Consider the following 23278-nt stretch of genomic DNA (forward strand, 5'->3'; position numbering starts at 1 on the left):
CGATGGCGGGCGACACACCTCTTGATCTGTTCAAACAGGCGCTGACCGGCGCAAGCCGGGCTCTTTCGCGTGAGGCAGAGGTGGAGATCGCGTGGAGCGCCGATGCGCCGTCGAGCGCGGGCAGCAATTTCAGGGTGCCCTTGCCAGGCCGCAATCTGCCAGCCACACAGGCGCAGGAAGCGCGCGGCTTTGCCGACAGTTTCTCGCTCAAACTGCGCCACCACAATGAAGGGCTGCACAGCCGCAACGCCCCGTCCGAACCGTTGGCGCGCGCCTGTTACGATGCCGCCGAGCTGGTCCGGTACGAGGCGCTAGGCTCCAACAATTTCAGCGGTATGCGCGATAATCTCGATGCGGCACTGGGGGTCAGGATGGGCGCGGACCCGATTACCCGTGCGCAGGACAGGGATGAAGTACCGGTGCAGGGCGCGCTGGCACTGATGCTGCGTGAGAAGCTGACCGGACAGGCCATACCCGATGCGGCAGTTCCTGCGGTGGATATGGTGCGTGACTGGATCGAGGAACGCGTCGGCGATGGTTTTGAATCGCTGGCGCTATCGCTCGATGACCAGACAGGTTTCCAATCGCTCACGCTCGACATGCTCCGCAATCTCGACCTGATCCGCGAGGAAAACGATAGCGGTTCGGATGATGAGAATGGCGAGGATGAAGAGGGCCAGGACGAAAACGAGCAAGAGGACGATGATGGCGAGTCCGAAGGCTCTGACCAGCAGACGACCGAGATGGCCGGCGAGGCCTCCGAAGGCGATGATACTGGCGAAAGCGATACCGAGCAGTCTTCCGACGAAGAAATGAGCGATGGTGAGATGGGCGATGAGGGTGAGGAAGGCATGATGCCGGTCCGCCCGAACCGGTCATGGGCCGATATTCCAGGCGATTTCGACTATAAATATTTCACCAACACATTCGATGAGGAAATCGAAGCGCCCGAATTGTGCGACACAGATGAGCTCGACCGGCTACGCGCCTATCTTGATAGCCAGCTGACCGGTCTGCAAAGCATTGTCACGAAACTCGCCAACCGTTTGCAGCGCCGCCTGATGGCGCAGCAGAACCGCGCGTGGGATTTTGACCAGGAGGAGGGATTGCTCGATGCCGCGCGGCTTGCCCGGGTCGTCACCATGCCCGGCCATGCGCTGAGCTATAAGATGGAGCGCGACCAGGAATTTAAGGACACAGTCGTTACGCTGTTGATCGACAATTCGGGATCAATGCGCGGGCGGCCGATTTCCATCGCCGCGATCAGCGCGGATATCATGGCGCGCACGCTGGAACGCTGCGGCGTGAAAGTAGAAATTCTGGGCTTCACTACGCGCGCTTGGAAAGGCGGCCAAAGCCGAGAGGCGTGGCTGGCCGATGGCAAACCGACCGCGCCCGGCCGCCTCAACGATCTGCGTCATATCATCTACAAGAAGGCGGACGAGCCGTGGCGCCGCGCGCGCCGCAATCTGGGCCTGATGATGCGCGAGGGGTTGCTCAAAGAAAACATCGATGGAGAGGCGCTGATGTGGGCGCATCAACGCCTGCTGGCGCGGCCCGAAGACCGCCGCATATTGATGGTGATTTCCGACGGTGCGCCGGTCGATGATTCGACGCTCAGTGTGAATAGCGCGGGCTATCTCGAACAGCATTTGCGCCGGGTGATCGAATGGATCGAGAAAAGCAGCCCCGTGCAATTGGCTGCCATCGGCATCGGCCATGATGTGACGCGGTATTACAAGAAGTCGGTCACGATTATGGATGTCGAGCAATTGGGCGGCACGATTATCGAGCAGCTTGCCGGGTTGTTCGAGGCGAAGGGGTGAATGGCAGCTGAGACCTCCAGTGCACTGATAGCCGCCGGTGCAGCCATCGGCGGTGTCGTCATAGCGTGGATTCTCAGCCAAATGGGTTCATCTCTCGAGCATCGACGGAAAAAATCTGACGATCAAAAAAACTTCGATGAGCGAGTTCGCTCAGTTCTCTACGGGGCATTTGCTGTTTGCAATTTTCTAAATCGAGCGATTAACGAATGGGATGAGCAACGGAATGTTCCACAGTTGTCTCGTTTGGTTGTAGCTCAATCCTATTTGACTAAATTGATCGAGAGATCTCCGCATGAGAGTGAAACCCTGATGGTCGGACTGATCGATTTAGGGCTCCGACTAGAAAGTCTGCTTCATCTGGTCGAGTCGATCCCGGAATCGGGTGTCGGGGTCTCCATAGCAGGGGTCGATAGCGTAGAATTGTCCGTCGATGAGTTGGCTGCATCTGTCGAAGTGCTTTTGGTGATGCTTGATGGAGATAATGCGATGATCTCTGCTGACGAACTCGCGAAGATTGTAACGAATCCCGAGGATATTCCTTCTGAGGACTGAGCCAATGACCCCAACCGAAGCCATCCAATCGCGCCGCTCTGTCCGGGCATTCCTCGACACGCCGGTGGATCGGGCGATCCTTGAGCGGGTTCTGAAAACTGCGCAGCGTAGTCCTTCTGGTGGGAATACCCAGCCTTGGCACGCGCATGTTCTCACAGGCGAACCCCTGCACAATCTGTTCGCCAATGTGGCGGAGCAATTGCCCAAGGGTAAGGACGGTTGGTCGCCCGAATATGATATTTACCCAAAGGGGCTGGACGGTGCCTATGAACAGCGCCGCCGCGGTGTGGGGGAGGATTTGTACGGCGCGCTCAACATCCCGCGCGAGGATAAGATGGGCCGGATGATGTGGTTCGCGAATAATTTTCGCGGTTTTGGCGCGCCGGTGATGATGTTTGTGCACACGCCCAAATATATGGGGCCGCCGCAATGGTCCGATATTGGCATGTGGCTGCAAACCATCATGCTGCTGCTGCGCGAGGAAGGGCTGGATAGCTGCGCGCAGGAAGCCTGGGCGATGTATTCGCGCGAGGTGCGTGCGGCGATACCAATCCCCGATGATCATATCTTTTTTTGCGGCGTGGCCCTTGGTTACCGCGACCCTGATGCACCGGTAAACCAGTTTGAAGTGGCCCGTGCGCCGATCGACGAAACGGTGCGCTGGGAGGGTTGGCAGTAGGCCGCGCGCAAACTAATGCATCGGGCATGACCGATGCCTTGCCCAAAACCGGATTGCGCCTGTTCAATTCGCTCACCCGCCAGCTGGAAACCTTCATTCCGGTCCATGCCGATGAGGCGCGGGTCTATAGCTGCGGGCCGACGGTCTATAATTACCAGCATATCGGCAATATGCGCGCCTATGTGTTTGCCGATACTCTGGGCCGGGTGCTGCAATATAAGGGCTACACGCTCACCCATGTGATCAACATCACCGATGTCGGCCATCTGACGTCTGACGCCGATGAGGGCGAGGACAAGATGGAGCGGATGGCCGCGCGCGAAGGCAAAAGCGCGTGGGATATCGCAAGGTTCTATCAGGAAGATTTCTTGCGCGATCTGGCGCGGCTGAATGTACAGCCCAAACAGCACCCGCGCGCGACCGAGTTTGTCGAAGAAATGATCGACTGGGGCAAGCGCATGGCGGACAAGCACTGCTACGCGCTGGAGAGCGGGCTCTATTTCGATGTGTCGACGGTGCAGGATTACGGGCGGCTGGCACGTGCGGTGACCGAGGACGGGGCCGAAGAGATCAGAGGCCGTATCGAAAGCGTCGAGGGCAAACGCAACGCTGCTGATTTTGCAATCTGGCGCAAGACACCGGCGGGCGAGACGCGCCAGATGGAGTGGGACAGCCCGTGGGGGCGGGGCGCTCCGGGCTGGCACCTCGAATGCTCGGTCATGGGCGAGAAACTGCTGGGCTTTCCGTTCGACATTCACACCGGCGGGATCGACCACCGCGAAATTCATCACCCCAATGAAATTGCGCAGAACCAGGCCTTTTGCGGCTGCGGCGGATTGTCAGACGCGGAAAATTCGGGCGCGCGGATGTGGATGCACAACAATTTTCTCGTCGAACGATCAGGGAAAATGAGCAAGTCCAGCGGCGAATTTCTGCGGCTGCAATTGCTGCTCGATAAGGGGTATCACCCGCTCGCTTACCGGCTGATGTGCCTTCAGGCGCATTATCGCAGCGAGTTGGAGTTCAGCTGGGAAGGGCTGGGCGCTGCGCTCACCCGCCTGAAACGGATGGTGATGCAGGTTGAACGCTTGACAGATGCAGCGGCGGGCAATCCTGCCCATCAGAAATTCGCCCCGGCTTTGGAGAAATTTGATGCCGCGATGTCGGATGACCTGAACACCGCTATCGCCCTAACGGCGCTGGAAGAGGCGCTGGCAGTGAAGAAAGTGGATGCGGGCATCAAGCGCGCCGTGATCGAACGTATGGACGGTGTGCTGGGATTGAAGCTGTTCGATCTGGCGCGCACCGATTTGCGCATTCGCCCGGCAGCGGCAGCAGTGACCGAAGATGCGATCAAACAGGCACTCACGCGCCGCACAGCCGCGCGGGCCGAGAAAGATTTCGCTACCTCCGATGCAATCCGCGATGAACTCACCGCAAAGGGCGTCGAGATCATGGACGGCGACCCGCTCGGCTGGGACTGGAAGCTCGCTTGAAATTCTGGCGCCTCACCCGCGCGCCCTTTGTGGCGCTGGACGGGATGGGCGCCCAATTGCATGGGACGCGTTATACCGATCCGGGGATACCGCTCGTGTCCCTTGCCAGCGAGGCAGGCCTGGCGGTGTTGGTGGCGCTTCGTTATTTGCCGCACGAGTTGACGGAAATCCCGCAGGATTTCGTGCTCGGTTGGACAGAAGCTCTCGCCGCGCCAGAACGCGTGCCTGACAGTGACGACGCCGCCATCCGCGCATGGATAGCGGGCTGGCTTGCGATGCGCGGCTCGCTTTTATGCGCAGTTACGTCCAAAGTCCTGCCCGAGGCTGACGTGATCTACCTGAACCCGCTGCACCCCGATGCTGCACACATACGCCCCTTGACGACCCGCCCGTTCCGCTTTGAAGACTGTCTTCACCGCCCGCCCATGTTCGATGCCTTCGGGAGTAAACGATGACCATCGCCGTTCTTAGTTCTCTGATCCGCCCGATGGTGGAGCCGCATATTCCCGACGGCATCGACGCGCGTTTCTTTACCTCGGTAGAGGAATTGCACGCGCTCGCGCCAGAGGCGGAGATTGGCTGGTTTGATCTCGATGACAAGGAGCCGATGATCGAAGCGGTTCGGCGTGCGGACAAGATGAAATGGTTCAATTCGATCTATGCCGGGCTCGATTTCCTGCCGCTTGATCTGCTGCACCAGCGCGGCACGATGATCACCAATGGGGCGGGGATCAATGCGGTCGCGATTGCCGAATATGTGGTGATGGGCATGCTCAATATTGCCAAGGATTACCGCAGCGTCGTGCGCGCGCAGGAACGGCATGAGTGGTTGCTCGATTCACCGGGCAAGCTGGAGCTGGTCGGCACGCGCGCTTTGCTGCTCGGCTATGGCGCGATTGGACAGCAGGTGAAGCCGCGGCTGGAAGCCTTCGGGGTGGAAGTGGTGCCGGTACGCCGTTCTGCCGCCGATGGCGCGCTGGGGCCGGATGCATGGCGCAGCCGTCTGGGCGAATTTGACTGGGTTATACTGGCGGTTCCCGCGACCGCTGAAACCGATGCGATGATTGGCGCAGAAGAGCTGGCCGCGATGAAAGACAGCGCGGTACTGGTCAATGTTGCGCGCGGCACTGTGGTCGATCAGGATGCGCTCATCGCGGCGCTGCAGGCCAGATCGATCGGATCGGCATGGCTCGATGTGACCACACCCGAACCGCTGCCTGCCGATAATCCGCTGTGGAGCCTCGATAATGCGCATGTGACAATGCATCTTTCGGGCCGCGCGCAGGCATCGATGTTTCGCCGATCGGCGGAGCGGTTTGTAAAAAATCTGCAGGCCTATGTCGCTGGCCAGCCGCTGCACCCCTTATTTGATCCCGTGCGCGGATATTAGCCTGCATTCACGATGTGACTCTTCGGCAAGGGGCTGATAAGCCACATAAAACAGCCGGAAGCGATCAGGCTAAACCATAGCCGCGCGGCGGTGTCAGCAGTGCGCTTCGGCGTGCGACGAAGGATAAATACGCATGGCCGATACAAAAACGCAGAAAGCATCTGACCTGCTGGTCCAATGTCTTGAAGAGGAGGGTGTGGAATACATCTTTGGCGTTCCGGGCGAAGAAAACCTCGATTTCCTCGAGTCGCTGTCAACCTCCACGATAAAGCTGATACTGACGCGGCACGAGCAGGGTGCAGGCTTCATGGCTGCAACCTATGGCCGGCATACGGGCAAAACCGGTGTGTGCCTTGCCACGCTTGGCCCGGGCGCGACAAATCTCGTTACCGCCGCCGCGTATGCGCAGCTGGGCGGTATGCCGATGCTGATGATTACCGGCCAGAAACCGATCAAGAAAAGCAAGCAGGGCCGCTTTCAGATACTCGACGTGGTATCGATGATGGAACCGCTGACAAAATATACGCAGCAATTGGCCGCAGGTGACAATATACCCAGCCGCGTGCGCGAATGTTTCCGTCTGGCCGAAGAGGAAAAACCGGGCGCGGCGCATATTGAACTGCCCGAAGATATCGCCGAGGAAATGAGCGAAGCCCGCCCGATCAGGCCGTCCATCGCGCGGCGTCCATCGGCCGAGGCAAAAGCGGTGAAACAGGCGGTTGAAGCGATTGAACAAGCGGACCGGCCGGTACTGGTTATTGGCGCGGGCGCTAACCGGAAAATGACCAGCAAGATGCTGCTTCAACTGGTCGAGAAAACCGGTATTCCTTTCGTCACAACGCAAATGGGTAAAGGCGTGATTGACGAACGGCACCCGCTATTCTTGGGCTGCGCTGCTTTGTCAGCGGGCGATTTCTGCCACCGCGCGATCGAGGATGCCGATTGCATCGTCAATATCGGCCATGATGTGATCGAGAAACCGCCATTTTTCATGCAGGATGACGGCGTTACAGTGCTGCATCTATCGACCAAAACGGCGGAGGTGGATCCGGTCTATTTTCCGCAGATCGAAGTGATCGGCGATATCGCCAATGCCATCTGGCAGATCAAGCAAGGCATCACCAATCAGGACCATTGGGATTTTATTAAGATGCGCGAATATCGCAAGGCGGAACTGGCGCATACCGCGCTGCTGGCCGCCGATGCGCGGTTTCCGATATTTCCGCCGCATCTGGTCCGGCAAGTCCGCGATGCCTTACCCGAAGACAGCATCATCTGCCTCGACAATGGCATTTACAAAATCTGGTTTGCGCGCAATTATCCCGCCTATCTGCCCAACACCGTACTGCTCGACAATGCGCTCGCCAGCATGGGCGCTGGTCTGCCCTCCGCGATGATGAGCGCAATGCTGTATCCAGACCGCAAGGTCATGGCGATTTGCGGCGATGGCGGGTTCATGATGAACAGTCAGGAAATGGAAACCGCAATGCGGCTGGGCCTCAATCTGACCGTACTGATCCTGCGCGATGATGCCTATGGTATGATCCGGTGGAAGCAGGCCAATATGGGATTTGCGGATTACGGCCTGACCTATGGCAACCCGGATTTTGTTCATTACGCGCAAAGCTATGGCGCGCAGGGGCACCGCGTTGAAAGCAGTGCCCATCTGGCACAGGTCCTGGCCCATTGCCGCGATGTGCCGGGTGTCCATCTGATCGATTGTCCGGTCGATTATACGCAGAACGATCAGATCCTGAACCACGACATCAAGGAACTTTCCGCAGAGCTGTGATTTTTCAGATCAGCACCCCGGTCATGTTGCCCCGGTCATATGGCCCCGGTCATGTTGCCCCGGTCATCTTGGGGGGTCCCGCTTTCTACTCGCGGCGGGACAGAAATTAGCGGGGTCCCGGTTTCTGGTCCGGGAGGACAAAGGACATACGCCGTGACCACACTCAAAGACACCTATCCGCTCTATCTCAACAACAAGGCGGCCCAGCCCAACACCGATCTTGAGGTAACCGACAAATTCACAGGCGATGTCGCATTTCGCACCGCGCTGGCGACACCGGAGGTGATCGAGGAGGCGATTGCAGGGGCGCAGCGTGCAGCAGGGCCAATGGCGCAGATGGCCAGTTTTGAAAAACAGGCGGTTTTGCAGCACTGCGTCACGCGGTTCCGTGAACGCTATGACGAACTGGCGTATTCGCTGTGTGTAGAGGCGGGCAAACCGATCAACGATGCGGAAGGCGAAGTGGACCGCCTGATCGACACATTCAAAATCGCCGCAGAGGAGGCGGTGCGCAATTATGGCGAAGTCCAGCCGCTGGACATATCCGCCCGTGCCAAAGGATATATAGGCATGTGGAAGCGCGTACCGATCGGGCCATGCAGTTTTATATCCCCGTTCAATTTTCCGCTCAATCTGGCAGCGCATAAAATTGCGCCCGCGATTGCGGTGGGCTGCCCCTTTGTCATGAAACCGGCGAGCAAAACACCGCTTGGCGCGATCATGATGGGCGAGGTTTTGGCCGAGACCGATTTGCCCGAAGGCGCATTTTCCATCCTGCCCGCCAGCCGCGACGGGGCCGATCTGTTCACCACTGATGAGCGCCTGAAACTGTTGAGCTTTACCGGATCACCCGGCGTAGGTTGGGCGCTGAAAGCCAAAGCCGGTAAGAAGCCGGTTATTCTGGAACTTGGCGGCAACGCGGCCGTGGTGGTCGATAGGGATGCTGACCTTGATCATGCGCTGGAACGGATAATATTCGGGGCTTTTTACCAGTCCGGGCAAAGCTGCATCGGCGTGCAGCGGATTATCATTCACGAAGATATTTACGACACATTCAAAGCGATGCTGGTCGAAAAAACGCGGTCGCTCGTGTCGGGCGATCCCAAAAGCCGGGACACGTTCATCGGCCCGATGATTTCGCATGATGAGGCACAACGTCTGAAAGGTTGGATTGACGATGCTATGAAGGGCGGCGCAGCGTTGCTGTGCGGCGGCGGCTGCGACGGCAATATGCTGGAGGCGACGCTGCTTGAAAATGTTGACAGATCAGCCGATGCCTACCGCGAAGAGGCATTCGGACCGGTGGCGCTACTCAGCGCGTTCAGCACGTTTGAAGATGCGCTGGATGAGGTAAACGATTCCAAATTCGGCCTTCAGGCGGGTGTCTTCACGCGCGACATTCACAAAGTTCTTGATGCGTGGGATAGGCTCGATGTTGGCGGGGTCGTGGTGAACGATGTGTCATCCTACCGGGTCGACAATGTGCCTTATGGCGGGGTGAAAGATTCAGGGCTGGGCCGCGAAGGCATTCGCTTCGCGATGGAAGATATGTCCGAGATACGCAATCTGATCATCCGCCGCGAGCAGGCCGGCTAGGCCTGCACGTCAGCTATTGACCAACAGCAGCAATTCACATTCCACGATCATGCACGGTTCGGGAAGCATGGTGCTATCGACACTGATAATCGCTGCATCCGCGACCAGTTGACCCGGAATGGTAAATTCATGCTCTGCCAATTCGGCGATGAAATGTTCACCCGCATCGCAGGCTTCATGGCCCGAAAATTCCACAATGACATGATGCCGCGTGCCGGTGAAGGTTATACTCGCCCATGACCGTTCGCGGTGCTGGGTGAGCCGGCCATGTCCGCCCGCCAGTGTCATCAGCGAATCGCGCAGATGGTCGCGCGGGCCGCGCCGGATGCGGCGGCGTGTATCGCTGGCGGCGCGGGCCTGCGCATGGTCCGCAGCGAGGCGGGCGACCGGTTCAGCCGACATGGGCATTCCCTTCATATTTGAGCATGAAACCGTGGACTTTTTCCTCGGTACGCGGTCGCGGCATGCGGCCATTGCGCAGATCAAGCACGAACCGCGGATCATGCGCTGCGAGCCGACCGAATTTGGTGGCTGGCATTCCGGTGCGACGAAGAAATTTCTCGATAGAACATATCAACATATTAAACCTCACCGTTTGAAGGGCTGTGTCGGCCGGACGAATATGATTCGCCTGACGCATCGAGTCGTCGCTGGCGAAATCCTACTTGTCTAGGAAAAATACTTCGTATACGTAGGAAAAAATATCGACAATGAGGACAGATTATGTCGAAGGCACAGGAACGTTTGCTGGAACTGACTCAGGAACGGGGCAGCTCTCTGGCCCGATTATCCGAGATGATCGGTAGAAATCCAACGTATTTACAGCAATTTATTCGTAAAGGCAGTCCGCGAAAATTGGAGGAGCATGATCGGAAAATGCTCGCCGATTTCTTTCGCGTGCCCGAATCGGAACTGGGCGGTTCAGCCAAAGCGTCGGAGGATAAATCCTATAATGCGCGTACAGCCTTGCCGCTGGAGGCGGGATGGGTCGATGTCCCGCGGCTGGCGATCAGTGCATCGGCGGGACAAGGCGCTGTGGTCGGGGCCGAGGCCGCTTTCGACAATTTTCGCTTTTCCAGAAAATGGCTGCGCGAACAGGGGCTTGAAGGCGCGCAATTATCCGCGATCCTGGTCGAGGGCGATTCGATGGAGCCGTTACTGCGCGCGGGCGATGAAGTGCTGGTCGATTTACGCCCGCTGCCGTTTCGCGACGGGATTTATGTCGTGCGGCTGGAGGATACTCTGCTGGTAAAGCGGGTGGCGGCACAGGGCGGCGGGCGTTTATCACTTCTTAGCCAGAATCTTGCATATCCTCCGCTGAACGTAAGTGTGGATGCTGTCGAGATAATCGGCCGCGTTGTATGGAAGAGCGGGAAATTGTGATCCGGTGAGCATGACCAAGGCCAGCTATGACCTGACTGCCGCGACTTACGGCCACTCGCGCAAAACAGAACCGCGCATCGCGGCCATGATCGACCGCGCGCTTGGGTCTGCCGAAACCGTGCTGAATGTGGGCGCCGGTACCGGTTCCTACGAACCGGCGGGCCGCCATGTGACCGCGCTTGAACCATCGCAGCAGATGATAGACCAGCGTCCGGCAGGGGCGGCCACGGCCATCTGCGCCAGCGCGGAAAAGCTGCCTTTTGAAGATAACGCGTTTGATGCCGCGATGGCGATCCTGACTGTCCACCATTGGCGGAATGTGCCGCGCGGCATGGCGGAACTGCGCCGCGTGACATCAGGGCGGATCGTGATACTGACCTTCGACCCGTCATTCCAAAAATTCTGGCTGACCGATTATGTCCCTCAACTGGTCGCCTTTGACGCCCAGCAGATACCGCCGATGCATGACTATGCAAAATGGCTGGGCGCAGTGGAAATTCGCCCGGTACCCATACCGCATGATTGTGCCGATGGCTTTCTTGGTGCCTATTGGCGGCGGCCGGGTGCCTATCTCGATGCGAGCATTCGCGCAGGCATGTCGCCATTCCACGCGCTGGGTGATGTATCGCAGCAGCTCGCCCTGCTCAAAGCCGATATGGAAAGCGGTATCTGGGAAGCCCGCTATGGCCATCTGATGCAAAAAGACAGTCTGGATTGCGGATACCGGCTGGTCGTGACAGTGTAGCAAAGCCCTTGCGAACGGGCGCCGCAGCCGCCACATCACCCGCATGACCGATACCGCCAGTACCTCCCCAAAGGCGCCACCGCCCATGCGTGCAGCCATCATGCCCGTCACCCCGCTGCAGCAGAATTGCAGCCTGATCTGGTGCACCAAAACGATGAAAGGTGCGCTGGTTGATCCCGGCGGCGATCTGGCCAAGCTGAAATCGGGCGTTGCCAAAGCGGGCGTGGAACTGGAGAAAATCCTGATCACGCACGGCCATATCGACCATTGCGGGGAAAGCGGCATTTTGGCGAAGGAGCTTGGCCTCCCGATCGAAGGCCCGCATGAAGGCGACCGGTTCTGGATTTCGCGGCTTGAGGAAGATGGCAGGAAATACGGTATTCGCGGCGAAGTGTTTGAACCGGACCGCTGGCTGAATGATGGGGATACGGTAACCGTCGGTGATCTGGCGCTTGATGTGATCCATTGCCCCGGCCACACGCCCGGGCATGTGGTATTTTATCATGGGCCCAGCAAATTCGCGATTGTTGGCGATGTCCTGTTCCAAGGCTCGATCGGGCGAACCGATTTTCCGATGGGTAATCACCAGGATCTGCTGGACGCAATCACTCAGAAACTATGGCCGCTGGGCGGCGATGTGACGTTTATTCCCGGGCATGGGCCCACCAGCACATTTGGCCAGGAACGCAAAACCAATCAATTCGTCAGCGATTACGCGCTGGGCTGAACTGGCAGAGCGCGGGGCCTATACTGTTCCGGTCGCCACCAGCACGGCGACTGTGGCCAGCCCAAGGAATGTCAGCATGGTGATGAGCGTGCCGATCAGGCGGCCCTTGGCAAATGCGTTCTCGTCCATCCCGAAGGCGTGGGCGATCCGGCCCAGAATGAACACGCCTGCAATGTAAGGCAGCCACACCGCGCCTTTCCCGGCGATTTCGATGGCAGCGATCAGCGCGAGCGCAAACGGCATCGTTTCGACGAAATTGGCATGCGCACGCATCCGGCGAATGACTTTATCATTTCCGCCATCGCCCACGCTTACCCCTTCTGATCCGCGAACCTGACCGACCCGGATCATGAGCCAGAGCGCCAGAATTGCGGCAGCGGCAGCGGTGCACAGTGTCACTGGTAAAATCATTATCGTCCCCAAATGGCTGGATCCCCCGCAGAACCGCGCGGCGGATTGATTGAAATGGTTTTCATCGGGCGGCGTAGTCCGTCCTGATGCGGGTTGCAACGGGGCTTGCAAAGGCGGCGTTTTTGGTTATGTAGCGCGGCTTGCCGTGAAGGTTTGGCCGCGATTCTGCGCACTTGTGCGTGTCGGTTGCTTCGCCTAGAGCGGGACATAACATCAGACCGTATTATTTAAGGAACAGGTGCCGCTATGGCTGTCCCTAAGAGAAAAGTATCGCCGCACCGTCGCGGAATTCGCCGTTCGCACGATTCGCTGAAGCCGGAAGCGTTCCATGAATGCTCCAACTGCGGTGAACTGAAGCGCCCGCACAATATGTGCCAGGCATGCGGTCATTATAACGGTCGCGAAATTATCGCTGTCGGTCTGTAAGACCGTTTTCAGGAGAACACGCCCATGATCCTCCCGCGTATCGCAATTGATGCGATGGGCGGTGATGAAGGCGTGCGCGTGATGATCGAAGGCGCTGCCGAGGCGCGCCGCCGCCATGACAAGTTCCAGTTTCTGCTGGTTGGTGACGAAACCCGCATCAAGGCCGCGCTGGAACATCATCCGCATATGCGCGGTGCATCTGAAATATTGCACTGCGATGATATTGTCGCTGGTGATGAAAAGCCGACACAGGCTCTGCGCCGTGCCAAGACAACATCGATGGGTCTTGCGGTAAACGCCGTAAAGCAGGGCGCTGCCGGTGCCGCTGTAAGCGCGGGCAATACCGGCGCATTGATGGCGATGAGCAAGCTGGCCTTGCGGACCATGCCAGGGATCGACCGGCCCGCACTTGCTGCGGTTATGCCGACCCTTGAGGATGACGATGTCATCATGCTTGATCTGGGCGCCAATACAGAGGCCGATGCGCGCAATCTGGTGCAATTTGCGATTATGGGTGCAGCCTATTCACGGATTATACTGGGCCGCAGGCCGCGCGTCCGGTTGCTGAATATCGGCACGGAGGAGAATAAGGGGTTTGACCGGCTGCGCGATGCAGCGGCGGAATTGCAGGAGGCAACCGGCCTCGACATGCAGTTTGATGGCTATGTCGAATCGGACAAGATCAATCGCGGCGAAGTGGATGTGGTCGTCACGGACGGGTTTTCCGGCAATATCGCGCTCAAAGCGATTGAGGGTACGGCGCGTTTCGTGACGGATCTGCTGCGCGCTGCCTTTACCAGCTCCATTCGTTCGAAAGTCGGCTTTCTTGTGTCTCGCCCGGCGACCGAACTGCTCAAGCACCATCTTGATCCCAATAACCACAATGGCGCCGTGTTTCTCGGCCTGAACGGCGTGATCGTCAAAAGCCACGGCAGCGCCACTGCTGGCGGTGTTGCGCACGCCGTGACAGTGGCGGCCAAACTGATCGAGGCGAAGCTGACCGACCGGATTACGGCCGATCTCAACGCATTACAGGGCCGGGCAGTGGCCTCGGATACATCGACAGAGTGATACGTTCGGTCATTCTCGGCAGCGGGTCAGCACTGCCCGGAGCTGCGGTGACCAACGCACAGCTTGCAGAGCGTGTCGACACAAGCGACGCATGGATTGTGGAACGCACCGGCATTCGTCAGCGGCATCTTGCCGGTGAGAATGATACCACCTCATCGCTTGCGACCACAGCGGCGCAGCGGGCATTGGCCGCCGCAGGGGTCGATGCGGCCGCGATTGATCTGATCGTGCTGGCGACGGCGACGCCGGACCAGACCTTTCCCGCGACCGCCACTATGGTGCAGAATAATCTGGGCTGTAATGGCGGCATCGCGTTTGATGTGGCGGCGGTATGCTCGGGCTTTCTCTATGCTCTGGGCACCGCGGATTCGATGCTGCGCACCGGCATGGCCAGGCGGGCGCTGGTCATCGGTGCGGAGACATTCAGCCGGATCCTCGATTGGGAAGACCGCACAACCTGCGTCCTGTTCGGTGATGGTGCCGGCGCTATCGTGCTGGAGGCGCAGGATGGAGCCGGGAATGATCGCGGCGTGATTACCACCAAATTACACGCAGATGGCGCGCATAATGAACTGCTCTATGTCGATGGCGGTCCCTCCACCACCGGCACGGTGGGCAAGCTGCGCATGCGCGGACCAGAGGTATTCCGTCACGCGGTTGTCAATCTGGCCAGCGTGCTCAAAGAAACGCTGGCATCGTCGGGCCACACGGCTGACGACATTGACTGGGTCGTACCGCATCAGGCCAATTCGCGTATTTTGGACGCAACCGCACGGAAATTGGGGCTGCCAGCGGAAAAAATCATCGTGACGGTGGACCAGCACGCCAATACTTCTGCCGCCTCGGTTCCGCTCGCATTTGATACCGCCATGCGCGACGGGCGGATTAAACAGAGCGATCTGGTGATGTTTGAAGCGATGGGCGGCGGCTTCACCTGGGGCGCGTCACTGGTGCGTATCTAGCGCGTATCTGGCGCATATCTGGCGAGTGGGCCATAGACCCGTACCGCGCTGCTTGCCCGCAAATATTGCCATTTCATTCAAAACATTGCCGAAGCTGAGGAATTTGCGTAAGAGCCGGGCAGATTTTTCAAAGCTGGGTCGCGCCAGAATTGAGGGGGAAGAGCATGTCGCGTTCCGTAAGCACGTTGACCAGAGCGGATTTAGCAGAAACGATCAATCGCAAGATGGGATTTTCGCGCGCGGAATCGCTGGATATGGTGGAATCCATATTGGCCCATATGTGCGAAGCGATGGGCGACGGGCAGAATGTGAAGATTTCCGGCTTTGGCAGCTTCATCTTGCGTGATAAGAAAGAACGGATCGGTCGCAACCCCAAGACCGGTGTCGAAGTTCCCATTACATCGCGCCGGGTGATGACCTTCCGTGCCAGCCAGTTACTGAAGGACCGTGTCGCCAAAGGAAGTTGACGCGCCCATCAGGAGCCCATCAGGAGGATGTCCATATGAGTGCCCAGTTTAAGGACGGCAAGGAGAACGGTGCGCTTCGGACCATTGGCGAAGTCAGCAAGGCTCTCGGCATTAAATCGCATATTCTACGCTATTGGGAAGAACAGTTCCCGATGCTCGAACCGCTGAAACGCAGCGGTAATCGCCGCTACTACCGGCCCGGCGATGTGGCTCTTATCGAACAGATCAATCAGCTTGTGAATGAAAAAGGCTACACGTTGAAAGGTGCGCGGCAAGTGATGGAAACGGGTACTCCAGAAAGCCCAGACACTTCAGACGCACCAGATGCCCCAGACACTTCAGACGCACCAGACACTTCAGACATGCCCGATATTGAAGATGCCGCAGACACCGGTGACACCTCTCAGGCCGGCTCCGGTAATCGGGACGGCCCCGGTGAGCGGGACGGCTCCGTCTCGGCGCCGGATCTCACTATGCCGCTGGCTGATAATGGCGGGGTGAGCGAATTCTTCGGCACCGCAACGGCGCAGGCCGAGCCGGAGCCGGTCAGCACGATCGTATCGATGCAGGCCGAGCCCGGTCCGGTTGATGATGCGGCTGATGCGGCTGATGCGGCTGATGCGGGGATGCCGCGCGCCGATATCGTGGACCGATTGAAAACCGCACGGGCCAGGTTGGCAGATGCTCTTGCCGTGTGACGCTATTCAGCGGCGACCAGCTCTTCGGCAGCGCCCAGATCGACACTGACAAGGCGCGAGACGCCTTGCTCCACCATCGTCACGCCAAACAGGCGGTGCATCCGGCTCATTGTCACGGCATTATGGGTCACGATGAGATAGCGCGTGTCCGTTTCCCGCGTCATCGCGTCGAGCAGATCACAGAACCGGTCAATATTTGCATCGTCAAGCGGTGCATCGACTTCATCGAGCACGCAGATTGGCGCGGGATTGGTCAGAAACAGGGCAAAGATCAACGCGATGGCGGTCAGCGCCTGTTCTCCGCCCGATAGCAATGTCAGCGACTGCAAGCGTTTGCCCGGTGGCTGCGCGAAAATTTCCAGCCCGGCCTCCAGCGGATCATCGCTGTCGATCAGTGCCAGATGCGCCTGCCCGCCATTAAACAGCCGGGTGAACAGCCGCCGGAAATGTCCATCCACCTGTTCGAATGCCGCGGCCAGGCGCGCGCGCCCTTCGCGGTTGAGGCTTCCGATGGAGCCACGCAGACGGTTGACGGCTTCGGCCAGTTCGGCCTGCTCGACGGCGCTCGAACCGGCGGTTTCCTCCAGCTTGGCGAGTTCTTCCGCGGCAACCAGATTGACCGGGCCGATCCGTTCGCGGCTGGCGGTTAGCCGGTCCAGCTCCTCGCGTTCAAGAGCTGAGCTTTTGACTGTCTGTGCGTCAAATTCAAACCGGCTGGCGAGAATGGGCGGCGGGCAGTGGAAGCGTTCGCCCGATATTCGCGCCATTTCGCTGCGGCGCGCTTCCTCGTTCTCCGCGCGGGCTGTGAGGCCGGCGCGCGCCTCGCGCATTGTGGCGAGTGCTTCATTGGCTTCGGCAAAGGCGCGCTCGGCGATGCGCGCGCTGTCCTGCATCGCTGTGACAGCTGCTTCGGCGGCGGCCAATTCTTTGGTCAGGCGCGCGCGGACCGTATCGCCTTGCTCTATTTCACGGTGAAGCCCCTCGGGCTTGGCGGCGAAAATCGCGCGTTCCTCTGCGATCTCTTCCGACCGGCGGGCCATATCGGACAGGCGCTTGGCGGCTTCGCCCGATCGCGTCTGCCAGTTTGCCATGTCGCTGCGCTGCGCGGCGGTTCGTTCGCGCGCGACGGCCAGCGCCTGATCATGCGCGGCGAGCGCGCCCGTTGCCGCCTGAAGCTGTGCCCGCGCGGCATCATGTTTGGCCTGGATAGCGTCCAAAGCGGCACGTCCCGAGGCGGGATCGGGCAAGGCGCCGCGCCGTGCGGTCGCGGCGGCCAGATCCGCAGCGGCCGCGGCCTGATGCCCGGCCAGATCAGCCTGTGCCGCGTCCAGTTCCTCAATTTTTGCAGTGCGTTGTTCGCGCGCGGCTTCGGCCTGATCGAGGGTGCGCAAGGCCTGCCGTTCGCTTTCGGCCATTTCGCCAATCATCCGCTCGATACTGACCAGATCACGCTGCAGCCTGGTCAGTTCGTCTTGCGCGGATGATTGCTGCGCCGCCGCCAGATCGGTTGCGGCGCGCAAATCGGGCAGGAGCTGTTCCAGCTCCACCCGCCGGTTTTCCGATTCCAGCCGCGCCGCCTCCGCAGCACCTTCGCCGCGCGCGACAAACCCGTCCCACCGGCGCAAATGGCCAGCGCGTGTTACCAGCCATTCGCCCAGCCCAAGCGCGCGCCGATCATCGGTATCGACACAGTGCACCAGAGCAAGCCGGGCGGCGAGCTGCGGCGGACAGCGGGTGACATGATGCGCGAGGCTGTCGCTCACCCGGTCGGGCGCTGCGATGGGCGTATCGGACGCATCAGGCGCGTTTTCGCCAGTCCAGAACCGCCCGTCCTGGCCATCTTCTGGCATACCCACAGGGGCCTTGGCGTCACGGCCCAGCACCGCGGCCAAGGCGCGTTCATATCCCGGTGCGGCACGGATCTGATCGAGCGCGGCGGGCAATCCCCTGCGCTGGGCGCGCTGGCGTTCGCGCGCATCACGGTCGCGGATCAGAGCCGAATATTCGCGGTCCGCTCCGGCCAGTTCCGCTTTGGCTGCGGCAAACGCGCTGGCGGCATCATCGCGCATAGTTTGCAACCGGTGCTTGGCTGCGCGCTTGCTGCCAAGTTCCTTGCGGCGCGCATCAAGCGCCTCGGCCGCCTGTGCGGCTGCCGTCTGTGCGGCGCTGACGGCGGCATCGGGATCCCCGCCCAGCGCCAGATTCTCGCGGGTCCGCTGCTGCCGGTCTGCTTCGCTGTCCAGCCGCGCAATCCGCGATTGGGCCTGCCCGATTTCCGCTTCGGCGACCCGCCATTCCGCCTCCACTCCGGCCTGATCGGCGTTGGCTTTTGCCAGAGCCAGTTCTGCTGCACGCCCTGCGCGTTCTGCCTCTTCCAGAGCGGCGGCCAGCACGGGGCGGCGTGCCTCGTCGCTGATGAGAGATTTCTCATTCTCCGCCAGTTCGCGTTCCAGCCTGGCCAAAGCCGCAGCAGCATCCCTGGTCAGCCGATCTGCTTCTCCGCGGTCGTTTTCAAGCCGGATTTTCTGGCGGTCGAGATCGGCCAGGCGCTGCTCGGCGGCTTCCAGCTGTGCCGTCAGTGCCGCCATGCGGTGCCCGTGCGCGCTGGCATCATCACGGCGGTCAGAGTGTTCCTCGCGCGCGGCGCTCAGGGCCGCAGCGGCATTATGCTGCGCCGTTTGCGCGTCTGCCATCGCCGAATGCGCGGCGGCCACTCTGGCATCGGCGCCGCGCGCTTCCTGACGCGCCGCCTCGGCAGCGGAGGCCGCATCGCGCCACCGGGCAAAGAGCAGCCGTGCCTCGGCCACATTGATCTGGTCAGTGAGCACAGTGTAGCGTTCGGCCTGTTTCGCCTGCCGCCGCAAAGAGGCCATCTGCGTGTCGATACCGGCCATCAGATCTTCGAGCCGCGCCAGATTGGCTTCTGTTTGGCGCAGCCTGCTTTCGGCATCACGGCGGCGCACGTGAAGCCCCGCAATGCCGGCGGCTTCCTCCAGCATCTGGCGGCGTTCCGCGGGTTTGGCGGCAATGACCTGCGCAATCTTGCCCTGACTGACAAGCGCGGGGCTATGCGCGCCAGTGGCCGCATCGGCAAAGGTGAGCGAGACATCCTTTGCCCGGACATCAGTGCCGTTCACGCGGTACGCGCTGCCCGCGCCGCGTTCAATTCGGCGGGTGACGTCAAGCGCCTCGCCATCATTGTCTTCTGCATGCAGGATGACTTCTGCAAAATCGCGCGGCGGGCGGGTTTCAGTGCCCGCGAAGATCACATCTTCCATCCCGCCAGACCGCATGCTCTTGGGTGAATTTTCACCCATCACCCACCGGATCGCTTCCAGCAGGTTAGATTTCCCGCAGCCATTGGGACCCACAACGCCGGTCAGGCCCGGCTCAATGCGCAATTCGGCAGGCTCGACAAAGCTCTTAAAACCGCTGAGCCTAAGCCGTTTTATCTGCACAGAGCCCCCTTAAATGCTGCCGGCACCCCGATAGATTACCCCAGCCGGCGCGAACCGGTTAGCGAGCGCCCGCCTGTTGCAGCAAAGGCTCGATCTGGCTCCAGCTATTGCCGTCCACGCGGTTGCCATTGATGAAGAATGTCGGCGTTCCGGTCACCCCCAGTTCGCGCGACTGGGTATCGGAATTCTGCGCAATCTGCGTGTATTTGGCGGCATCGGCCAGGCAGCTACGCGCCTGGTCACCGCTGATCCCGCGTGCGGAGAAGAAATCGATGAAACCGCCAATTTCGGCGATCCGGACAAGGCGCTGGTCTTCGGGCAAGGTCACCGCTTGCTGGACAGCATCCTGATTGGCGAAAATAGGGGCCAGAACCGCTTGCTGGTTAAAGAAAACCTGATCGGACAATGCGTGAACCCCTTCAGGAGCGCCGCAGCGCACCAATGTCGCCAGTGCCAGATCATGCGGGCCGTGAATCTGGTTGCGCAATTCAAAACTGACGCGGCCGGTGGACACATATTCCGACTTCAGTTCCTCGATGGCTGTGGTCGCAAAATTGGCGCATGTCGGACATGTGAGCGACGCATATTCCATCAGCTTAATCGGTGCATCCGGGTTGCCAACAATATAGCCATCGCTATCGGACACAGTCACCACATCGGTCCAGCTGGTTCCCTCTGGCGCGGCAATTGGTGCAATCGGGTCGCCCGATACCGCGCCTGGTGCCGGTTCATCGCTGCTGCCGCATGCGGCGAGTGTCAGCGTGAGCGGGGCAGCCAGAGCGGCGAGGGCGAAAATGCGGAATGTCGTCATGATCTGTATCGGTCCTTGTCAATCGCGGCGAATGCTATCGCAAGCGGGTGTCAGCGGGAAGGCCGCTATTGCCCGCGGCTATAACACTATCCACAGCCTGTCCCAAGAATTTTCCCCAAGACAGCGTTCAGCAACCAAAGCACGTGTGTTGTTAGTATTTTGCCTCCAGCAGCGGACCCAACGCTTGCCAGCTATGCACGCCTTCCAAAGCCGCGCCATCGATCGCGAAGCTGGGCGTGCCGCTGATCCCGAACTCGGCGAAATCAGCCTCTGTATTGGCCAGCAATACCGGCACGCGGGTATCATCATTCAGGCAGCTATCCACTTCGATCCGTGAATATCCGCGCATTTCCATCATCTCGTAAAAGCCCAGCGCGCTGGCCATCAAACGGCGTGATGCGGCATCGCCGCGCGACCACATGGCGCGCTGCGCCGCGGTTGAATTGCGCCCTTTTTCGAGCCAGACCGGTTGCCGGGCCATGAACATGGTATGGTTCTGGACGAATTTGCTGCTGTCACCGCACTGGGCGAGCATGGTGACAGCCAGATCAACCGGATTGCGGATGATTGAGCGGACATCGCGCTTCAGATTGCCCGGACCGACATAGGCGAGTTGCAGCACGGCCTCGCTGTCTTTTTCAAATGTGGCGCAATGCGGGCACGTATAGCTGACAAATTCGGTGAGCGTGACCGGCGCGTCATCCTTGCCCACCACCATTGCGCGGTCGGTCTGAACGACATTTATGTTCCAGTTATTGATCGCAGCGATCGACAGCGCAGCTATGATAGTGACCGCGCTGATGCGCCCCAGTGCCGTATGCCTCATCATGATTTAATCCATCTTCTCATCATCATCTCCCAAACTGCGGGCCAGCGATTCCAGTACCGTACGCAGTTCGGGATCACCAATATCGCGCAGACTTTCACCCAGTTCCATTGGGATCGGTTTGAGCGATGGCGGTGATTTGGGTTTTTGGGTATCACCGGGCGGCTTAACCGCTCCTTGCCGGATTTTCACCCGCGCCACCGCCTGATATCCGAAGAAGCGGTTCACCCGATCCATAATTTCAGGGATAACATGCTGGATCAGCGGTGCATGGGCCGGCAGCACGACCAATTGCAGAATGCCGTCTTCCTTCTCGCCCGGCGGAAAACGGATGGCTTCGGGCGCGCAGACTTTGGCGTGGGTGGGGCCAACAATTTCGGGCCACCGGGTCACAACATTGGATTGGACAAAGCCGAACCGGCGAAACGCCGTGCGCCCGATTTGCGGCATCAGGTCAGAAATGGCTTTCGCCGGGCCGCCGCGTGCACGCTGCCATTCGCGGCCCGCTTTGGGTTTTCCTGTGCCCGCAGCTTCCTTGCGTGTTGTGGGTGTTTTGGGGGTACCGCGTTCCATTATGCTGCCGCTCATGGCATAGGCTCCGCGTGCCGACTAGCCCCGAAAATATCGCAGCCACCGCCGCGCCCATCCTGCTCGCGTGGTATGATGCCCATGCGCGCAGCCTGCCGTGGCGCGCGCCGCCCGGAACGCCTCCACCTGATCCTTACCGCGTGTGGTTATCCGAAGTGATGCTGCAGCAAACGACTGTGGCGGCAGTGAAGCCCTATTTCAGCAAATTCACTGCGCGCTGGCCGGATATGGCGGCTCTGGCCGCCGCACCGGAAGAGGATGTGATGGCCGCATGGGCGGGGCTGGGCTATTATTCGCGCGCCCGCAATCTGGTGAAATGCGCGCGGGCGGTGGCCGAAATGGGCGCCTTCCCGCAAACAGAGGCCGAGCTGATCAAACTGCCCGGACTGGGCGCCTATACTGCTGCGGCGATTGCGGCGATTGCCTTTGGCCAGCGCGCAGTCGTGGTCGATGCCAATGTGGAGCGGGTGGTATCGCGCCTGTTTGCGATAGATGCGCCATTGCCCGGATCGCGCAAGCAAATACGGCGCGAGACGGACAGTATCACGCCGGATCAGCGCGCAGGCGATTTTGCCCAGGCGATGATGGATCTGGGATCGGGCATTTGTACCGCGCGCGATCCCAAATGCCTACTCTGCCCGCTTCGGTCCGCGTGCACCGCCCACGCGGCAGGCGATCCGGCGCGGTTTCCCGTCAAAGCGGCCAAGACGGCCAAACCGGTCCGCCAAGGGACCGCCTATTGGATCGAACATTGCGGGCAGGTATGGCTGGAAACGCGGCGCGGCACCGGCATGCTTGGCGGGATGCGCTGTTTGCCCGGTGATGGCTGGCATGCGGGCGGAAACGGGTGTGGCCCGCCGCCGCTGGACTGTGAATGGCATGCGGTTGGTCTGGTGCGCCACAGTTTCACGCATTTCGCTCTGGAGATGACGGTGCAAAAATGTGCGGTGAACACGCCTGATATCGGCCGCGACGGCGAATGGTGGCCGATTGTCGATATCGCCCGGGCAGGATTGCCGACCCTGTTTGCAAAGGCCGCGCAGCTGGTCGCGGCAGAGGTTTAGATAATCCCGCCGCCAATACTCAGACGGACGACCGCGATAAGGCCCACGATCAGGCAGAAATTGCGCCCGCTATTGCTGGAGGATAACGCGCCCAGAACCACGCCGATCCCAATCAGCGGCAGCGCCAGCCAATTGGCCCAGCCAAGAAACGGGATGGTCGCCGGGATGACGATAATGAGCGAGATGATTCCGGTGAGAAACGATACTATATTCAGCATGTGTATTATGTAGATAGGGCACTGTCCGTTTTCAAGTCTGGAAAACCTGCAATTGACCGTTCAGTTTCGATCCCCCACAAAGTCGATGAACA

General features: G+C 59.8%; 25 protein-coding genes. 17 read left to right on the forward strand and 8 right to left on the reverse strand.

Going from position 1 to position 23278, the window contains the following annotated elements:
* The first annotated feature begins 2 nt into the window (after nucleotides 1–2).
* The 8 genes from cobT (at nucleotide 3) to WA922_RS07950 (ending at nucleotide 9331) form a co-directional block, all read left to right on the forward strand.
* Nucleotides 3–1826, forward strand: a complete 1824-nt coding sequence (gene cobT / locus WA922_RS07915; RefSeq protein WP_424771156.1) for a cobaltochelatase subunit CobT — start codon at nucleotides 3–5, stop codon at nucleotides 1824–1826.
* Nucleotides 1827–2378, forward strand: a complete 552-nt coding sequence (locus WA922_RS07920) for a hypothetical protein (RefSeq protein ID WP_424771157.1) — start codon at nucleotides 1827–1829, stop codon at nucleotides 2376–2378.
* Nucleotides 2379–2382: 4 nt separating this feature from the next.
* On the forward strand, nucleotides 2383–3057 hold the full coding sequence (locus WA922_RS07925; protein WP_424771158.1) for a nitroreductase: 675 nt from the start codon (nucleotides 2383–2385) through the stop codon (nucleotides 3055–3057).
* Between the two features lie 26 nt (nucleotides 3058–3083).
* Complete coding sequence (gene cysS / locus WA922_RS07930) at nucleotides 3084–4553, forward strand: cysteine--tRNA ligase (protein ID WP_424771159.1); 1470 nt, start codon at nucleotides 3084–3086, stop codon at nucleotides 4551–4553.
* A complete protein-coding gene (locus WA922_RS07935; RefSeq protein ID WP_424771160.1) occupies nucleotides 4550–5008 on the forward strand; it encodes an RES family NAD+ phosphorylase in 459 nt (152 codons plus the stop codon). The genes cysS and WA922_RS07935 overlap by 4 nt, the downstream gene beginning before the upstream one ends.
* Nucleotides 5005–5943 carry a D-2-hydroxyacid dehydrogenase gene (locus WA922_RS07940; protein ID WP_424771161.1) on the forward strand — a complete coding sequence of 313 codons (939 nt, stop codon included), beginning with the start codon at nucleotides 5005–5007 and terminating at the stop codon, nucleotides 5941–5943. Before WA922_RS07935 ends, WA922_RS07940 begins: the two co-directional genes overlap by 4 nt.
* A 133-nt stretch (nucleotides 5944–6076) precedes the next feature.
* The gene (locus tag WA922_RS07945) at nucleotides 6077–7735 is read left to right on the forward strand and encodes an acetolactate synthase large subunit (RefSeq protein ID WP_424771162.1); all 1659 of its coding nucleotides are present in this window, start codon (nucleotides 6077–6079) and stop codon (nucleotides 7733–7735) included.
* A 153-nt stretch (nucleotides 7736–7888) separates the two neighbouring features.
* Nucleotides 7889–9331 carry an aldehyde dehydrogenase family protein gene (locus tag WA922_RS07950; RefSeq protein ID WP_424771163.1) on the forward strand — a complete coding sequence of 481 codons (1443 nt, stop codon included), beginning with the start codon at nucleotides 7889–7891 and terminating at the stop codon, nucleotides 9329–9331.
* 9 nt (nucleotides 9332–9340) lie between these two features.
* Here the strand turns inward: WA922_RS07950 and WA922_RS07955 are convergent, their stop codons facing one another.
* Nucleotides 9341–9733, reverse strand: coding sequence for a hypothetical protein (locus WA922_RS07955; RefSeq protein WP_424771164.1), 393 nt, complete (start codon nucleotides 9731–9733; stop codon nucleotides 9341–9343).
* Complete coding sequence (locus tag WA922_RS07960; protein ID WP_424771165.1) at nucleotides 9723–9869, reverse strand: hypothetical protein; 147 nt, start codon at nucleotides 9867–9869, stop codon at nucleotides 9723–9725. Before WA922_RS07960 ends, WA922_RS07955 begins: the two co-directional genes overlap by 11 nt.
* A 185-nt stretch (nucleotides 9870–10054) precedes the next feature.
* On the opposite strand from WA922_RS07960, the gene WA922_RS07965 reads away from it, so the two are divergent.
* The 3 genes from WA922_RS07965 (at nucleotide 10055) to WA922_RS07975 (ending at nucleotide 12186) form a co-directional block, all read left to right on the forward strand.
* Complete coding sequence (locus tag WA922_RS07965; RefSeq protein ID WP_424771166.1) at nucleotides 10055–10714, forward strand: S24 family peptidase; 660 nt, start codon at nucleotides 10055–10057, stop codon at nucleotides 10712–10714.
* Nucleotides 10715–10724: 10 nt separating this feature from the next.
* Nucleotides 10725–11459, forward strand: a complete 735-nt coding sequence (locus tag WA922_RS07970; protein WP_424771219.1) for a class I SAM-dependent methyltransferase — start codon at nucleotides 10725–10727, stop codon at nucleotides 11457–11459.
* An 85-nt stretch (nucleotides 11460–11544) separates the two neighbouring features.
* The gene (locus WA922_RS07975) at nucleotides 11545–12186 is read left to right on the forward strand and encodes an MBL fold metallo-hydrolase (protein ID WP_424771220.1); all 642 of its coding nucleotides are present in this window, start codon (nucleotides 11545–11547) and stop codon (nucleotides 12184–12186) included.
* Nucleotides 12187–12204: 18 nt separating this feature from the next.
* Here the strand turns inward: WA922_RS07975 and WA922_RS07980 are convergent, their stop codons facing one another.
* Nucleotides 12205–12597 carry an MAPEG family protein gene (locus tag WA922_RS07980; protein WP_424771167.1) on the reverse strand — a complete coding sequence of 131 codons (393 nt, stop codon included), beginning with the start codon at nucleotides 12595–12597 and terminating at the stop codon, nucleotides 12205–12207.
* A 246-nt stretch (nucleotides 12598–12843) separates the two neighbouring features.
* Between WA922_RS07980 and rpmF the strand changes: the two genes are divergently transcribed.
* The 5 genes from rpmF to WA922_RS08005 all read left to right on the forward strand — a co-directional run bounded on the left by rpmF (nucleotide 12844) and on the right by WA922_RS08005 (nucleotide 16221).
* Nucleotides 12844–13023 (forward strand): 50S ribosomal protein L32, encoded by a 180-nt coding sequence (rpmF, locus tag WA922_RS07985; protein ID WP_424771168.1) that lies wholly within the window; start codon nucleotides 12844–12846, stop codon nucleotides 13021–13023.
* Between the two features lie 24 nt (nucleotides 13024–13047).
* Nucleotides 13048–14094 carry a phosphate acyltransferase PlsX gene (gene plsX, locus WA922_RS07990; RefSeq protein ID WP_424771169.1) on the forward strand — a complete coding sequence of 349 codons (1047 nt, stop codon included), beginning with the start codon at nucleotides 13048–13050 and terminating at the stop codon, nucleotides 14092–14094.
* Nucleotides 14091–15056 (forward strand): beta-ketoacyl-ACP synthase III, encoded by a 966-nt coding sequence (locus tag WA922_RS07995; RefSeq protein ID WP_424771170.1) that lies wholly within the window; start codon nucleotides 14091–14093, stop codon nucleotides 15054–15056. The genes plsX and WA922_RS07995 overlap by 4 nt, the downstream gene beginning before the upstream one ends.
* Nucleotides 15057–15220: 164 nt before the next feature.
* On the forward strand, nucleotides 15221–15523 hold the full coding sequence (locus WA922_RS08000; RefSeq protein ID WP_424771171.1) for an integration host factor subunit alpha: 303 nt from the start codon (nucleotides 15221–15223) through the stop codon (nucleotides 15521–15523).
* 35 nt (nucleotides 15524–15558) lie between these two features.
* The gene (locus WA922_RS08005; RefSeq protein ID WP_424771172.1) at nucleotides 15559–16221 is read left to right on the forward strand and encodes a MerR family transcriptional regulator; all 663 of its coding nucleotides are present in this window, start codon (nucleotides 15559–15561) and stop codon (nucleotides 16219–16221) included.
* Between the two features lie 2 nt (nucleotides 16222–16223).
* Here the strand turns inward: WA922_RS08005 and smc are convergent, their stop codons facing one another.
* From smc to WA922_RS08025, 4 genes are all read right to left on the reverse strand, one after another.
* A complete protein-coding gene (gene smc, locus WA922_RS08010) occupies nucleotides 16224–19679 on the reverse strand; it encodes a chromosome segregation protein SMC (RefSeq protein WP_424771173.1) in 3456 nt (1151 codons plus the stop codon).
* Nucleotides 19680–19737: 58 nt separating this feature from the next.
* Entirely contained in the window at nucleotides 19738–20490 is a 753-nt protein-coding gene (locus WA922_RS08015; RefSeq protein ID WP_424771174.1) for a thioredoxin domain-containing protein, read from the reverse strand.
* Between the two features lie 151 nt (nucleotides 20491–20641).
* The gene (locus tag WA922_RS08020; RefSeq protein WP_424771175.1) at nucleotides 20642–21319 is read right to left on the reverse strand and encodes a DsbA family protein; all 678 of its coding nucleotides are present in this window, start codon (nucleotides 21317–21319) and stop codon (nucleotides 20642–20644) included.
* A gap of 3 nt (nucleotides 21320–21322) precedes the next feature.
* Nucleotides 21323–21904, reverse strand: a complete 582-nt coding sequence (locus tag WA922_RS08025; RefSeq protein WP_424771176.1) for a DUF721 domain-containing protein — start codon at nucleotides 21902–21904, stop codon at nucleotides 21323–21325.
* Nucleotides 21905–21918: 14 nt separating this feature from the next.
* On the opposite strand from WA922_RS08025, the gene WA922_RS08030 reads away from it, so the two are divergent.
* Nucleotides 21919–22968, forward strand: coding sequence for an A/G-specific adenine glycosylase (locus WA922_RS08030; protein ID WP_424771177.1), 1050 nt, complete (start codon nucleotides 21919–21921; stop codon nucleotides 22966–22968).
* Here the strand turns inward: WA922_RS08030 and WA922_RS08035 are convergent.
* Nucleotides 22965–23186, reverse strand: coding sequence for a hypothetical protein (locus WA922_RS08035; protein WP_424771178.1), 222 nt, complete (start codon nucleotides 23184–23186; stop codon nucleotides 22965–22967). The two genes, WA922_RS08030 and WA922_RS08035, sit on opposite strands and share 4 nt — an antisense overlap.
* Nucleotides 23187–23278: the final 92 nt, after the last annotated feature.

This window comes from Pontixanthobacter sp. (assembly GCF_049682855.1).
Lineage (GTDB): Bacteria > Pseudomonadota > Alphaproteobacteria > Sphingomonadales > Sphingomonadaceae > Pontixanthobacter.

Excerpts from the sequence above, each read along its gene's own strand:
- WA922_RS07945 (WP_424771162.1), top strand. The coding sequence starts at position 6,077 with ATGGCCGATACAAAAACGCAGAAAGCATCTGACCTGCTGGTCCAATGT.
- WA922_RS08035 (WP_424771178.1), bottom strand. The coding sequence starts at position 23,186 with ATGCTGAATATAGTATCGTTTCTCACCGGAATCATCTCGCTCATTATC.
- rpmF (WP_424771168.1), top strand. The coding sequence starts at position 12,844 with ATGGCTGTCCCTAAGAGAAAAGTATCGCCGCACCGTCGCGGAATTCGC.
- WA922_RS07980 (WP_424771167.1), bottom strand. The coding sequence starts at position 12,597 with ATGATTTTACCAGTGACACTGTGCACCGCTGCCGCTGCCGCAATTCTG.
- WA922_RS08015 (WP_424771174.1), bottom strand. The coding sequence starts at position 20,490 with ATGACGACATTCCGCATTTTCGCCCTCGCCGCTCTGGCTGCCCCGCTC.
- WA922_RS07920 (WP_424771157.1), top strand. The coding sequence starts at position 1,827 with ATGGCAGCTGAGACCTCCAGTGCACTGATAGCCGCCGGTGCAGCCATC.
- WA922_RS07965 (WP_424771166.1), top strand. The coding sequence starts at position 10,055 with ATGTCGAAGGCACAGGAACGTTTGCTGGAACTGACTCAGGAACGGGGC.
- plsX (WP_424771169.1), top strand. The coding sequence starts at position 13,048 with ATGATCCTCCCGCGTATCGCAATTGATGCGATGGGCGGTGATGAAGGC.
- WA922_RS07975 (WP_424771220.1), top strand. The coding sequence starts at position 11,545 with ATGCGTGCAGCCATCATGCCCGTCACCCCGCTGCAGCAGAATTGCAGC.
- cobT (WP_424771156.1), top strand. The coding sequence starts at position 3 with ATGGCGGGCGACACACCTCTTGATCTGTTCAAACAGGCGCTGACCGGC.
- WA922_RS07955 (WP_424771164.1), bottom strand. The coding sequence starts at position 9,733 with ATGTCGGCTGAACCGGTCGCCCGCCTCGCTGCGGACCATGCGCAGGCC.
- WA922_RS08000 (WP_424771171.1), top strand. The coding sequence starts at position 15,221 with ATGTCGCGTTCCGTAAGCACGTTGACCAGAGCGGATTTAGCAGAAACG.
- WA922_RS07970 (WP_424771219.1), top strand. The coding sequence starts at position 10,725 with ATGACCAAGGCCAGCTATGACCTGACTGCCGCGACTTACGGCCACTCG.
- WA922_RS07925 (WP_424771158.1), top strand. The coding sequence starts at position 2,383 with ATGACCCCAACCGAAGCCATCCAATCGCGCCGCTCTGTCCGGGCATTC.
- WA922_RS08005 (WP_424771172.1), top strand. The coding sequence starts at position 15,559 with ATGAGTGCCCAGTTTAAGGACGGCAAGGAGAACGGTGCGCTTCGGACC.
- WA922_RS07960 (WP_424771165.1), bottom strand. The coding sequence starts at position 9,869 with ATGCCAGCCACCAAATTCGGTCGGCTCGCAGCGCATGATCCGCGGTTC.
- cysS (WP_424771159.1), top strand. The coding sequence starts at position 3,084 with ATGACCGATGCCTTGCCCAAAACCGGATTGCGCCTGTTCAATTCGCTC.
- WA922_RS08025 (WP_424771176.1), bottom strand. The coding sequence starts at position 21,904 with ATGAGCGGCAGCATAATGGAACGCGGTACCCCCAAAACACCCACAACA.
- WA922_RS08020 (WP_424771175.1), bottom strand. The coding sequence starts at position 21,319 with ATGATGAGGCATACGGCACTGGGGCGCATCAGCGCGGTCACTATCATA.
- WA922_RS07940 (WP_424771161.1), top strand. The coding sequence starts at position 5,005 with ATGACCATCGCCGTTCTTAGTTCTCTGATCCGCCCGATGGTGGAGCCG.